Source organism: Rhizobium sp. ARZ01 (assembly GCF_014851675.1).
Lineage (GTDB): Bacteria > Pseudomonadota > Alphaproteobacteria > Rhizobiales > Rhizobiaceae > Mycoplana.
This window is the reverse complement of record NZ_JACVAE010000003.1, coordinates 462,037-475,141: the sequence shown is the minus strand read 5'-3', so window position 1 is coordinate 475,141 and position 13,105 is coordinate 462,037. Positions and strand designations below refer to the sequence as shown.

Below are 13,105 nucleotides of genomic sequence, written 5' to 3'. Positions count from 1 at the left end.
AAGTACAGGTCCTTCAATTAGCCGTTGATCGCCGCGACGATCTTCTTGGCAGCATCGTCCAGATCGTCAGCTGCCGTGATGGCCAGACCCGACTCGTTCAGGATCTTCTTGCCGAGCTCGACGTTCGTGCCTTCGAGGCGCACGACGAGCGGAACCTTCAGACCGACTTCCTGCACGGCCGCAACAACGCCCTCGGCGATGACATCGCACTTCATGATGCCGCCGAAGATATTGACGAGAATGCCTTCGACCTTGGGGTCGGCAGTGATGATCTTGAAGGCCGCAGCAACCTTCTCCTTGCCGGCGCCGCCGCCGACGTCGCAGAAGTTGGCCGGCTCCTTGCCGTAAAGCTTGATGATGTCCATCGTCGCCATGGCGAGACCGGCGCCGTTGACCATGCAGCCGATGTTGCCGTCGAGCGCCACGTAGGCGAGGTCCCACTTGGAAGCTTCGATTTCCTTGGCGTCTTCCTCGGTCTCGTCGCGCAGCGACTTGACGTCGTCATGACGGAACAGCGCGTTGCCGTCGAAGGACATCTTGGCGTCGAGGACGCGCAGGTGGCCGTCCTTCATGACGATCAGCGGGTTGACCTCAAGGAGAGCCATATCCTTTTCGCCGAACGCCTTGTAGAGCGCCGGGAAGAGCGACTTGGCGTCTTCGGCAGCTGCACCCGACAGTTCAAGAGCCTTGGAGATCTTGGCGACGTCGTCAGCGGTGACGCCGGCTTCGGGATCGATGGCGATCGTGTGGATCTTCTCCGGCGTGTCGTGTGCGACCGCCTCGATGTCCATGCCGCCTTCGGTCGAGACGACGAAGGCAACGCGACCGACCGAGCGGTCGACCAGCAGCGAGCAATAGAGCTCGCGGTCGATATCGGCGCCGTCTTCGATGTAGAGGCGGTTGACCTGCTTGCCGGCCTCGCCGGTCTGCGCGGTCACCAGCGTGTTGCCGAGCATTTCCTTGGCGTGGGCGACGACTTCATCGATCGACTTCGCAAGGCGAACGCCGCCCTTGGCGTCGGGGCCGAGCTCCTTGAACTTGCCCTTGCCGCGTCCGCCGGCGTGGATCTGGCTCTTGACCACATAGAGCGGTCCGGGAAGCTTCTTTGCAGCAGCCTCGGCCTCTTCGACCTTGAGGATCGCCACGCCTTCGGCGACCGGCGCACCGTAGCCCTTCAGGAGAGCCTTCGCCTGATACTCATGAATATTCATGGAAAATGTCCTCTCTGATGACCGAAGCGATTACTTCAGCGCCGGAGCGATGTTGATGCAGGCTTCGCAGAGACCGGCGACTGCGCCGACCGACTTGTCGAAGGCTTCCTGCTCGTTCTTGTTGAGGTCGATCTCGACGATGCGCTCGACGCCGCCGGCACCGAGAACGACCGGAACGCCGACATACATGTCCTTCACGCCGTACTGGCCGGAGAGGTGAGCGGCAACCGGTAGGACGCGCTTCTTGTCCTTCAGGTAGGATTCGGCCATTTCTATCGCAGACGCGGCCGGCGCATAATAGGCCGAACCGGTCTTGAGCAGGCTGACGATCTCCGCGCCGCCGTCACGGGTGCGCTGGATGATCTGATCGAGGCGCTCCTGCGTGCACCAGCCCATCTTGACGAGGTCGGTCAGCGGAATGCCGGCAACGGTCGAATAGCGGGCGAGCGGCACCATCGTGTCGCCGTGGCCGCCGAGAACAAACGCGGTGACGTCCTGGACGGAAACATTGAATTCCTCGGAGAGGAAGAGGCGGAAGCGAGCGGAGTCGAGCACGCCGGCCATGCCGACGACCATATTCTTCGGCAGACCGGAGAACTTCTGCAGTGCCCAGACCATCGCATCGAGCGGGTTGGTGATGCAGATGACGAAGGCGTTCGGGGCGTACTTCTTGATGCCTGCGCCAACCTGCTCCATAACCTTGAGGTTGATGCCGAGAAGGTCGTCGCGGCTCATGCCTGGCTTACGGGCGACGCCGGCGGTGACGATGCAGACGTCCGCGCCCTCGATGGCAGCGTAGTCACTGGCGCCGGTGAGCGAAGCGTTGAAGCCTTCAACCGGGGACGACTGGGCGATATCGAGGCCCTTGCCCTGGGGGATGCCGTCGGCAATGTCGAACAGGACGATGTCGCCCAATTCCTTGAGGCCGGCCAGATGAGCCAGCGTGCCACCGATCATTCCAGAACCAATAAGTGCGATCTTCTTGCGCGCCATGAAAGTGCTTCCTTTGCGATCTAAGTTCGAAAGGTCGGCGCCGCAAACGCCCAACCGTCCAGCAAAACCGATTAGCGCCCAACAGTTAAAATATCAACCACTACTTTTTGGGTAAGAATTTTCAATCGGTTAGAACGTAAAATTCTTACGTAAACGTAAGAATTACGACCGCAAATACGTCACAATTCTGCCGTCCGCCGGCGATGGTTTTCAGCATATTCCACGCTGCGGATCTCGATCAACCGGGAAACCGTCCGGTCAAACTCGAACCCCTCGGTACCCTTCTTCGCGACAAGCAACCCCTCTGGCGCGGATGCCGCAGAAGCGAACAGACGCGCGCCGTGATCGTAGATCGTGTCGACCAGATTGATGAAGCGCTTCGTCTCGTTGCGCCGTTCCGGACCGAGGAGGGGTATATGGTCCAGGAATATGGTATCGTAGCGCTCGAGAATGGCGAGGTAATCCGCCGCCCCATGCGGCTTTTCACAGAGATCGGAAAAGGAAAACCGGACTACCCTCCCCGCAGCAGCGGGCACCGGGATCTTGCGCCCCCTGAAACTGATGGACGTCGGCAAAATCTCCTTACCCGCCGTCTCGCGTTGCCAGGCCTTGTCCATTGCCTTATCGGCGTCCGGACCAAGCGGATAACGGAAGACCGGCAGTCCTTCGTCCTTCTCCAGTCGGTAGTCGGTCTGTGAATCCAACGCCACGATGTCGACGTACTTCTTCAAGAGGTCGACGAACGGCAGGAACAGTCCCCGGTTCAGGCCGTCCTTGTAGAGATTGTCCGGCTCGACATTCGAAGTCGCAACGAGAATGCAGCCGCGCTGGAACAGTTCTCCGAAGAGCCGGGACAGGATCATCGCGTCGGCGATGTCCGTTACCGAGAACTCATCGAAGCAGAGCAGCCGCGCTTCCTCGATCAGGGCGTCAGCCACCGGCGGAACCGGATCGGCCTGCTTGGTTTCGCCGTTCTTCAGCTTCTGCCGATGCTGGTGAATGCGATCGTGGACATCCGCCATGAACTCGTGGAAATGCGCCCGCCGCTTGCGCTTGATCGGAACAAGTTCGAAGAACATGTCCATCAGCATCGTCTTGCCGCGCCCGACGCCGCCATAGATGTAGAGGCCGCGTGGAACGACGGACTTTTCCGGCTTGCGTGAGGCGAAGAGCCAACCGAGCGCGCTGGACTTGCGGGCCGGACGCTGCGCCTGGATTGCCTCCAGAAGCGCATCGAACCGAAGCGCCATTGCTGCCTGCAACGGGTCTGGCTGCAGGTCGCCCGCAGCCACCATCGCATTCAGCCGGTCGGAAACGCCATGCTCGGGATAAGCGGAAACACCGTCCCAATCCTGCTTCATGGGCACCGCAACAAATCTCCGTGGTGTATCGGATCAACCGTGATCAGCGCGACAGGCTGATCGGCTGGCCGCCAGTGGTCGTTCCATCGAACCGGGAATCTGCCGACTTGTAGAGACGGGCGAGCGGATTGCCGCTGCGATCCTTCAGGATCACCTGCTTACCGGCAACTTCCCAGGACCCCATTTGCGTCAGTTCACCAGCGCAGCCGCGCGTACCGCCGCGAGAACCGGAGCCGAGGTTGGTGAGCGTGAGGAACATGTCGCAGGAGGTCGGGCCGTTGGCGACCTTCCAGTTGCCCACCATCGATTCCTTCTTCACGTCCATCCCTCCGGCAGCGGCGGCATCGTCCCCGGGGGCGCCGCCGGGCGTGGTCATCGCCGTATCCGTGGTCGGTGCGGCCGGGAACTGCTGCGAGGTGCTCGTCGTCGGATCAGGCAGCTGGCCCGAGGACACAGAGCCCACCGGGGCGGCCTGCAGCGGGGTGACCGGCTGCGTGTCGACGCCGCTCATCGAGGTGCGCTGGCAGCCGGCCAACGCGAGCGCCATCATCAATCCGCCTGCCACATGGTGAATCCGCATGTCGAAACTCCTGCCCCTTCGTCGGACCAATTGATTACGCAGCAATAATGGCGGGATTAGCGTGAATCAAAGGTTTAAATCAAGTGTCGGCGATCATGTTTCGCCACCCGCTAGCGAGATCTACTGATGGACGATGTTGCTCCAGCCTCAGCGAATCCGACACGCCCACGTCGATACTGCTTCAGATATGACAATGCCGGGCCTGTGCCCGGCATTGAAATGCGGAGTCTTCCAGATCTCAGACCCGGCGCTCGACCAGCATCTTCTTGATCTCGCCGATCGCCTTTGCGGGGTTCAGCCCCTTCGGGCAGGCCTGCGCACAGTTCATGATCGTGTGGCAGCGATAGAGGCGGAAGGGATCCTCGAGATTATCGAGGCGCTCACCGGTGGCTTCGTCGCGGCTATCGATCAGCCAGCGATAGGCCTGGAGCAACACGGCCGGCCCGAGATAGCGGTCGCCGTTCCACCAGTAGCTCGGACAGGAAGTCGAGCAGCAGGCGCAGAGAATGCACTCGTAGAGGCCGTCGAGCTTCTGACGGTCTTCATGACTCTGCAGCCATTCCTTCGCAGGCGTCGGCGAGACGGTCTTCAGCCACGGCTCGATCGAGCGGTGCTGCGCGTAAAAATGCGTCAGATCGGGAACCAGATCCTTGACGACAGGCATGTGCGGCAGCGGATAGACCTTCACGGCCCCGTTCACCTCGTCCATGCCCTTCGTGCAGGCGAGCGTGTTGGTGCCGTCGATGTTCATCGCGCAGGAGCCGCAGATGCCTTCGCGGCAGGAGCGGCGCAGGGTCAGCGTCGGGTCGATCTTGTTCTTGATGTAGAGCAGCGCGTCCAGAACCATCGGACCACAATCGTCGACGTCGACATAGTAGGTGTCGATCGACGGGTTCTTGTCGTCGTCCGGGCTCCAGCGATAGATGCGGAACTCGCGCGTATTCGTGGCGCCGGCCGGCTTCGGCCAGACCTTGCCTTCGGTGACCTGCGAGTTCTTCGGGAGAGCGAGTTCAACCATGTCCAGTTTTCCTCGGGATCAGTAGACGCGGGCCTTCGGCGCGATCTTTTGCGGATCGATGCCTTCGGCGATGAGGTCGGTATGGACCGGGCGATAGTCGAGCTTCACGTCGCCGGCTTCGTTCACCCAGGCAAGGGTGTGCTTGCGCCAGTTGACGTCGTCGCGGCCGCCGAGCGGACCATCCTTGTAGTCCTCGCGGGCATGCGCGCCACGGCTTTCCTTGCGGGCTTCCGCGCCGACGACCGTGGTGATCGCGTTCGCCATCAGGTTTTCCAATTCCAGCGTCTCCACCAGATCGGAGTTCCAGATCATCGAGCGGTCGGTGACCTTGATGTCGGCCATCTCGCCCCAGATCTCTTTCATGCGGCGGCAGCCGTTTTCAAGCGATTCCTGGGTACGGAACACGGCCGCATCGTCCTGCATGGTGCGCTGCATCTTGTCGCGCAGGACCGCCGTCGGCGTGCCGCCGTTGGCGTAGCGCAGCTTGTCGAAGCGACCCATGATCTTGTCGCAGGCTGCCTTGTCGAGCGCCGGGATCGGCTCGTTGCGATCGATGACCTCGCCAGCGCGGATCGCAGCGGCGCGGCCGAAGACGACGAGGTCGATCAGCGAGTTGGAGCCGAGGCGGTTGGCACCGTGCACCGAGGCGCAGCCAGCTTCGCCGACCGCCATCAGGCCGGGCGCGATCCGCCCCGGGTTGGCGCTGTCGGCGTTGAGCACCTCGCCCCAGAAGTTCGTCGGAACGCCGCCCATGTTGTAGTGGACGGTGGGCAGGACCGGGATCGGCTCGCGCGTCACGTCGACACCGGCAAAGATTTTCGCGCTCTCGGAAATCCCAGGCAGGCGCTCGTGCAGCACGGCCGGATCAAGGTGGTCGAGATGCAGGAAGATGTGGTCCTTGTTCTTGCCAACGCCGCGGCCTTCGCGGATTTCCATCGTCATGCAGCGCGAAACCACGTCGCGCGAGGCAAGGTCCTTGGCCGATGGCGCGTAGCGTTCCATGAAGCGCTCACCTTCGGAGTTGACGAGATAGCCACCCTCGCCGCGCGCGCCTTCGGTGATCAGACAGCCGGAGCCGTAGATGCCGGTCGGGTGGAATTGAACGAATTCCATGTCTTGCAGCGGCAGGCCGGCGCGCGCAACCATACCGCCGCCGTCGCCGGTGCAGGTGTGCGCCGAGGTCGCCGAGAAGTAGGCGCGGCCGTAGCCGCCGGTCGCCAGAACCACCATCTTGGCGGAGAAGCGATGGATCGTGCCGTCATCGAGGTTCCAGGCGACGACGCCGGTGCAGCGACCGTCGGCCGACATGATCAGGTCGATCGCGAAGTATTCGATGAAGAACTCGGCATTGTGGCGCAGCGACTGGCCATAGAGCGTGTGCAGGATCGCGTGACCGGTACGGTCGGCAACCGCGCAGGTGCGTTGTACCGGCGGGCCTTCGCCGTAATTTTGCATGTGGCCGCCGAACGGGCGCTGGTAGATCTTACCTTCCTCGTTGCGCGAGAAGGGCACGCCGTAGTGCTCGAGCTCATAGACCGCCTTCGGCGCTTCCATGGCGAGATACTGCATGGCGTCGACGTCGCCGAGCCAGTCGGAGCCCTTGACGGTGTCGTAAAGGTGCCACTGCCAGCTATCCGGCGTCATGTTCTGCAGTGAGGCCGCGATGCCGCCCTGGGCTGCAACGGTATGCGAACGGGTCGGGAAGACCTTGGTGATGCAGGCCGTGCGGAAGCCTTGCTCGGCCATGCCAAGCGTGGCGCGCAGGCCGGCGCCGCCAGCGCCGACGACGATGACGTCGTAGGCATGATCGACATACTGGTAGGCTTTGCCGTTCGTCGCCGGCGAGGAGTTCGGTGCCATGATGAATTATCCTGCGAAAGCGATCTTCAGGACGGCGAAAAGACAGAGCCCGCCGACCAGAGCCGCAAAGAAGGTGTTGAGCATGAGCAAGAGGATCTTCGAGCCTTCTGCATGAACATAGTCCTCGATGATGACCTGCATGCCCAGCTTCATGTGGTAGAGGCCCGAGATAACGACGAGCCCCATCAGCACCGCGACGATCGGATGCGACAGCGCCGCGCGGACTTCCGCATAGGGCGCGCCGGCATAGCAAACAACGAAGCCGACGAAGAACAAAAGCAGCGGCACGTTGGCAACCGCGCTTACACGCTGGCGCCAGAAGTGCTCCGTGCCGTCCTTGGCCGAACCGAGTCCGCGAACGCGGCCGAGAGGTGTACGCATATCCATGTCAGTTTCCTCAGCGGACCATATAGCCGATGACCCAGGTCAGCACCGTCAGCGCGACGGACGCGACCGGCATGGCCATTGCAATCTTGGTGGAGAAGTGCTTGTCGTAGCCGTGCCCCATGTCCCAGACGAAATGACGAATGCCGCCGAGCATGTGATGGAACAGCGCCCAGGTGTAGCCGAACAGGATCAACCGGCCGATCCAGGTGCCGAAAAACCAGCTGACCCAGTTGAAATAGTCTTCGCCCATGGCCGCTGCGATCAGCCACCAGGCAACGAGGACCGTGCCGACATAAAGCGCGCCGCCTGTGATGCGGTGCATGATCGACATAACCATCGTCGGAATCGGCTTGTAGATCTGAAGATGCGGCGAGAGCGGCCGGCTTTTTGTGACATTCGTCATCAGAACCCTCACGGAACCCCGGAGAATCGCCCCGATAACTGGACATCAATACTCCGGAATAGCACTTAGTTTGTGCGCAATGCAGTGTGTGCGACGTTTAATCGCCGGAATGCGGAACCACAAGTGTCATTGCACTGCAAAATCAATTTAATCGATTAAGACAAAAGTATGACGCTGAGGGGCCTCCGCGCCCGTTAACCATCGTTAACGATTATTACCGGGACATTAACCAAACCCGTGACTTTCCAGTCAAAATGGGCAAAAGTGGCTGCAAGGATCCGTTCAGCGTAACCTGGAGGCGAAACAGAATGAGTCTGTTTTCAAGAGCCTGCATGACTGCAATCGCGCTCGCCGTCACTGTCCCGCTCATTGCATTGCCGGCCTTGGCGCGGGACCGCCATGAAGGCGGCAGCCATCGCGGCTTCTCCAATAGAGAAGTCTCCGGCGGAAACATGACCCGCAGCAACATTTGGAAGAGAAACCACCGGGCTCGGAACGACGGCGATCGCCGCAACAGGCACCGCAGTGTGATCACGGGCATCACGACCAGCAGCAGGGTTTTTCGCGATAACCACCGCTGGTGGCGCGCCCGCAACAACTGGAATTTCAATCGCACCTGGCACCGTGGCGGGAACAACTGGGATCGCAACTGGAGCGGTGTGCGCAATCGCGTGCGCCCCTACTATGCCGGACCGTATCGTCCTTATTACGCGGGACAGTATGACGACCGCGAACGCTTCAACAACAACTTCTATGGCGGCTCCATCTCCGCCTATGACGATCCCGGCAACGGCATGTACTTCTATGTCGACGGCTACGGCGACGGCATGGGCGACGGTCAGGGTGGCTATCCGCTCTCGGCCCGGCCAGCCAACAACGCCAAGGTCATTATCGTGTCGCCGGAAACGGAAGCGTCAAGCTGCAGCTTTGAAGCAGGCGTGTGCGTGATACGCCCTTGAACGGCTTGCGCGGTATCTTCCGGCTCGCGAAAAACCGCGCAATAGTCATCACGGCTAGATTTCCACGCTCTTGATTACTTGGACGTTTGGTGTGCTTTGACGAAGACACCACTTGTGTCGAAGTGGCATTCGAACGTGCCCTCCACGTCACCCTCGGCGGGCCATTGGCCGTAAACGACAGAACCGTCCGCAGACGCCTCGATCGGAAGCGGTGTCTGGAGGTCCTGAGGGCGCCGCTTCAATTTCTTTGCTGCCTCGCCGATGCAACGGGCCGACATCTGCGATTGCGGGACGGGCGTTACAGCACTGGGCGCCGCACGATCGGCAGGTTCGCCGCTTCGACAGGCCGCGAGCGACAATCCGGCAAGAATGAGAAGTGACGCTGTTGCCTTAGTTTGCGGTGTCATCGACCGTCCCTGAGTGATTCACCAGGTCAACATAGCCGTCGCGGCAACGGCTGGCGAGTAGGGACCCGCCCACGACACCACAGAGTTGCGACTACTTAACCCTCCAGCTCCTCACGCAGCATCTCCAGTTCAAGCCACTCCTCCTCCATACCGATGAGATCGGAGCGAAGCTTTTCCAGTTCGGCTGCAAGGCGGTTGAAACTAGCGGGATCCTTCGAGAAGAGCGCCGGATCGGCCATCTTCTCTTCGCGCCGGGCGATTTCGGCCGCCGCCTTCTCCATCTCCTTCGGAAGATTCTCCAGCGCAAACTTCTGCTTGTAGGAGAGCTTGCCCTTGGACTTTTCGGCCGACTTCGCGGCGGGAGCGCTATCTGCGCTCTTCGCCTTCTCCGACTTCTCCGCCTTCCGCCGTTCTTCGAGCGCCCCCCGGCGCTGCGCCATCATGTCCGAATAGCCGCCTGCATACTCGATCCAGCGGCCGTCCGGCATTTCCGGGTCCGCGGGTGCGATCGTCGACGTAACCGTCCGGTCGAGAAAATCGCGGTCGTGACTGACAAGGATGACCGTGCCGGAAAAGCCGGCGACGATCTCCTGCAACAGGTCCAGTGTTTCGATGTCGAGATCGTTGGTCGGCTCGTCGAGGATCAAAAGGTTGGTCGGCCGCGAGAGAATTCGCGCCAGCATCAGCCGGGCGCGCTCGCCGCCGGAAAGGTTGCGGATCGGCGTGCGGGCCTGTTCGGGCTGGAACAGGAATTCTTTCATATAGCCGGTGACATGGCGCTGTTCGCCGTTGACGATCAGGTTCTCGCCGCGCCCGTCGGTGAGATAGTGCGCCAACGTCTCGTCGAGGTCCAGCTCGTCGCGGCGCTGGTCGAGGGTGGCAATCTCGAGGTTGGTGCCCAGCTTGACCGTACCGCTGTCGGGCGCGAGTTGTCCGGTCAGAATTTTAAGGAGCGTCGTCTTGCCGGCACCGTTCGGACCCACGAGACCAATGCAGTCGCCGCGGTGGACGCGGATCGAGAAGGGAGCGACGATCGTGCGCTCGCCATAGGCTTTGGTCACCTTTTCGGCCTCGATCACCAGCTTGCCGGACTCCTGTGCGTCCGAAGCGGTTGCCTGGACTGTGCCCAGCGCACCCTTGTGGCCGCGGTAGCGGCTACGCATGTCATGGAGTTCTCCAAGGCGGCGCATGTTGCGTTTGCGGCGTGCCGTCACGCCGTAGCGCAGCCAGTGTTCTTCACGCTCAATCGCCTTGCCGAGCTTGTGCTGCTCCAGTTCTTCGGCTTCGAGAACCTGGTCACGCCACGCCTCGAAATGGCCAAAGCCGCGGTCTAGCCGGCGCGACGTACCGCGATCGAGCCAGACGGTCGCGTTGGAGACCTTCTCGAGGAACCGACGGTCGTGGGAGATGACGACCAACGCCGAGCGGCTCCTTGTCAGTTCGTCTTCCAGCCATTCAATCGTCGGCAGGTCGAGATGGTTGGTCGGCTCATCAAGGAGCATGATGTCCGGCTCCGGCGCCAGTACGCGGGCGAGCGCCGCCCGACGCGCCTCACCACCCGAGAGCGTCTTCGGATCCTCCTCGCCGGTCAGCCCAAGATGGGAGAGCAGATAGGTGACCCGATAATGATCGTCGCCTGGACCGAGTCCAGCTTCCGCATAGGCCGCAACCGTCGCAAATCCTTCGAAATCTGGAGCCTGTTCGAGATAGCGGATGGTTGCCGAAGGATGGCGGAAGATCTCGCCTGACTGCGGCTCGACGATGCCGGCGGCGATCTTCAGAAGGGTCGACTTGCCCGAACCGTTGCGTCCGACAAGGCAAATGCGGTCGCCAGGCTCGACCTGCAGGTTTGCGCCGGCGAGCAATGGCGTTCCGCCGAAGCTCAGGAACGTATCGTCCAGTTTCAGAATGGGCGGTGCCAAGTGTCAGGCTCCTGAAAAATCGTAGGGTCGGGCGAGCAACACGGCCAGCCCGGCATCAAGGGTGAAGGTGACGGGGCCGAGCGCCACGTTGGAAACTGTGCGCGAGGAACCGAACGGAAGGTCGAACGTGTTCAGCGGGTAACGCACGTTTTGGATTGAAAGACCCGCCAGCGCGGTCAGGCCGAGAATGGAGAACAGACTCTTCTCCGGCAGGTCGATCACAGTCCGGCCAAGCGGCAGCGGCCAGGCCTCCTCCAGCCCGGAGGTCAACATGATGTCCAAGCCATCTTTCTTGAGCGCCGCGGCGTGAAGCAGATGCATCAGCGCGTGATCGCTGCGTTCGCCGCCGAGGGCGCCGGCGAGGATCAGCCTTCGCGCCCCGCGTTCGAGCGCCGCTGACACGGCGATCTCGCCATCGGTGGCGTTCTTGGCGACAGGATAGGACTCACGTGGAACGTGGCTCCAGGCTTCGAGCTCTTCAGGAGAGGTGGAATCGAAATCACCGACCCAGGCTTCGGGCGTGATACCGAGCATTGCGGCATGACGCATGCCTCCGTCGGCAGCGATGAAGCGGGCACCGGCCGTCGCCATCCGGAACCGGAGCGTCGGCTCAAGATCTCCTCCAAGAAGGACGACAAAAAATTGGTCGGCAGCGTTCGTCATGCGCACACCGTCTAGCGCATGTTCCGCGGGAATGGAAACGCCTTTGCAGATGATGGACCGGCAGCAAGCCGCTTGCATACGGGGCTGTGCCGGACTAATGCTCTTCATGCTCTAACGGGGTGCCTGTGGCTCGTAAGAACCAAAGGCTGAGAGGCATACGCCAACCCGCGGAACCTGATCCGGTTTGTACCGGCGGAGGGATTAGACGGCACATCCAGCGCCCTATTCCCGTTCATTGGATCGAAGAGGAGGCGCTGATGCGCATGAGACTACTCTCCACGCTTACGCTGCTCGCCGCAGCATCGTTCGTCTCGCCGGCGGTTTCGGCCGACAAAACGCTCACCATTTACACCTACGAGAGCTTTGTCACCGAATGGGGGCCGGGAGCCAAAATTGCCGCTGCATTCGAGAAGACCTGCGATTGCAAGGTCGAATGGGTCGGCGTCGCTGACGGCGTGGAACTGCTGACGCGGCTTAAGCTGGAAGGCGCAGGCACGAAGGCAGATGTTGTCCTCGGTCTCGACACGAACCTGATCTCTGAAGCCAAGGCAACCGGGCTCTTTGTCCCCCACCAGCTTTCTCCTGAAGTCCTGACCGTGCCTGGTGGTTTCGCAGACGACACCTTCCTCCCCTATGACTATGGCCACTTCGCAGTCGTCTATGACACGGAGGCACTGAAAAACCCGCCAAAGAGGCTGAAGGAACTGGTCGAGGGCGATCCGAACGAAAAGATCGTCATCGAGGACCCCCGCACTTCGACACCGGGTCTCGGCCTGCTGCTCTGGGTCAAGTCCGTCTACGGCGACAAGGCGGGCGAGGCTTGGACGAAGCTGAAGGACCGGGTTCTGACCGTCACCCCCGGCTGGTCCGAGGCCTATGGCCTCTTCACCAAGGGCGAAGCGCCGATGGTGCTCTCTTACACGACCTCCCCGGCCTATCACATGGTGGCGGAGAACAGCGAACGCTATCAGGCAGCCGCGTTTTCCGAGGGCCATTACGTACAGATCGAAGTCGCCGGCATGACCAAGGCAGCCGACGATCCGGAGTTGGCCAGGAATTTCCTCAGCTTCATGACCGGCCCCGATTTCCAGTCGATTATTCCCGAGACGAACTGGATGATGCCGGTTGCCGCAACCCACGCTCCCCTCCCTGACGCTTTCGGCAAGCTGGTAAAGCCCGAGCACACCTTCCTTTTTTCCGCCGACGAGGTTGCAGCAAACCGCAAGGCCTGGATTGACGAATGGTTGGCAGCAATGAGCGCCAAATAAAGGCCAGATTACCTGCGGAGGTGCGGGACGGCTCCTCCGGGCTGATGTGGCAAGGCACCCGCGTCAGCCGCAT

At 61.4% G+C, this 13,105-nt stretch carries 12 protein-coding genes and 1 riboswitch; of the genes, 2 read left to right on the top strand and 10 right to left on the bottom strand.

Annotation, left to right across the window (positions count from 1 at the left end; genetic code table 11):
• Positions 1-17 precede the first annotated feature (17 nt).
• From sucC to sdhC, 8 genes are all read right to left on the bottom strand, one after another.
• The gene (sucC, locus tag IB238_RS19545; protein ID WP_192250836.1) at positions 18-1,211 is read right to left on the bottom strand and encodes an ADP-forming succinate--CoA ligase subunit beta; all 1,194 of its coding nucleotides are present in this window, start codon (positions 1,209-1,211) and stop codon (positions 18-20) included.
• A 30-nt stretch (positions 1,212-1,241) separates the two neighbouring features.
• Complete coding sequence (gene mdh, locus IB238_RS19540) at positions 1,242-2,204, bottom strand: malate dehydrogenase (RefSeq protein ID WP_192250834.1); 963 nt, start codon at positions 2,202-2,204, stop codon at positions 1,242-1,244.
• A gap of 179 nt (positions 2,205-2,383) precedes the next feature.
• On the bottom strand, positions 2,384-3,565 hold the full coding sequence (gene zapE, locus IB238_RS19535; protein ID WP_192251336.1) for a cell division protein ZapE: 1,182 nt from the start codon (positions 3,563-3,565) through the stop codon (positions 2,384-2,386).
• 43 nt (positions 3,566-3,608) lie between these two features.
• A complete protein-coding gene (locus IB238_RS19530; protein WP_192250832.1) occupies positions 3,609-4,145 on the bottom strand; it encodes a protease inhibitor Inh/omp19 family protein in 537 nt (178 codons plus the stop codon).
• A gap of 238 nt (positions 4,146-4,383) precedes the next feature.
• Positions 4,384-5,163 (bottom strand): succinate dehydrogenase iron-sulfur subunit, encoded by a 780-nt coding sequence (locus IB238_RS19525; protein ID WP_192250831.1) that lies wholly within the window; start codon positions 5,161-5,163, stop codon positions 4,384-4,386.
• An 18-nt stretch (positions 5,164-5,181) separates the two neighbouring features.
• Complete coding sequence (gene sdhA, locus IB238_RS19520) at positions 5,182-7,023, bottom strand: succinate dehydrogenase flavoprotein subunit (RefSeq protein WP_192250829.1); 1,842 nt, start codon at positions 7,021-7,023, stop codon at positions 5,182-5,184.
• A gap of 6 nt (positions 7,024-7,029) precedes the next feature.
• On the bottom strand, positions 7,030-7,410 hold the full coding sequence (sdhD, locus tag IB238_RS19515; RefSeq protein ID WP_192250826.1) for a succinate dehydrogenase, hydrophobic membrane anchor protein: 381 nt from the start codon (positions 7,408-7,410) through the stop codon (positions 7,030-7,032).
• A 10-nt stretch (positions 7,411-7,420) separates the two neighbouring features.
• Positions 7,421-7,813 carry a succinate dehydrogenase, cytochrome b556 subunit gene (gene sdhC, locus IB238_RS19510; RefSeq protein ID WP_192250824.1) on the bottom strand — a complete coding sequence of 131 codons (393 nt, stop codon included), beginning with the start codon at positions 7,811-7,813 and terminating at the stop codon, positions 7,421-7,423.
• Between the two features lie 332 nt (positions 7,814-8,145).
• On the opposite strand from sdhC, the gene IB238_RS19505 reads away from it, so the two are divergent.
• Complete coding sequence (locus tag IB238_RS19505) at positions 8,146-8,772, top strand: hypothetical protein (protein ID WP_192250821.1); 627 nt, start codon at positions 8,146-8,148, stop codon at positions 8,770-8,772.
• A gap of 502 nt (positions 8,773-9,274) precedes the next feature.
• Here IB238_RS19505 and IB238_RS19500 read toward each other — a convergent pair.
• On the bottom strand, positions 9,275-11,101 hold the full coding sequence (locus IB238_RS19500) for an ABC-F family ATP-binding cassette domain-containing protein (protein ID WP_192250818.1): 1,827 nt from the start codon (positions 11,099-11,101) through the stop codon (positions 9,275-9,277).
• Between the two features lie 3 nt (positions 11,102-11,104).
• A complete protein-coding gene (locus IB238_RS19495) occupies positions 11,105-11,764 on the bottom strand; it encodes a thiamine diphosphokinase (RefSeq protein ID WP_192250815.1) in 660 nt (219 codons plus the stop codon).
• Positions 11,765-11,869: 105 nt separating this feature from the next.
• Positions 11,870-11,982: riboswitch (TPP riboswitch) on the top strand.
• A gap of 45 nt (positions 11,983-12,027) precedes the next feature.
• On the opposite strand from IB238_RS19495, the gene thiB reads away from it, so the two are divergent.
• A complete protein-coding gene (gene thiB / locus IB238_RS19490; protein ID WP_246723747.1) occupies positions 12,028-13,032 on the top strand; it encodes a thiamine ABC transporter substrate binding subunit in 1,005 nt (334 codons plus the stop codon).
• Positions 13,033-13,105: the final 73 nt, after the last annotated feature.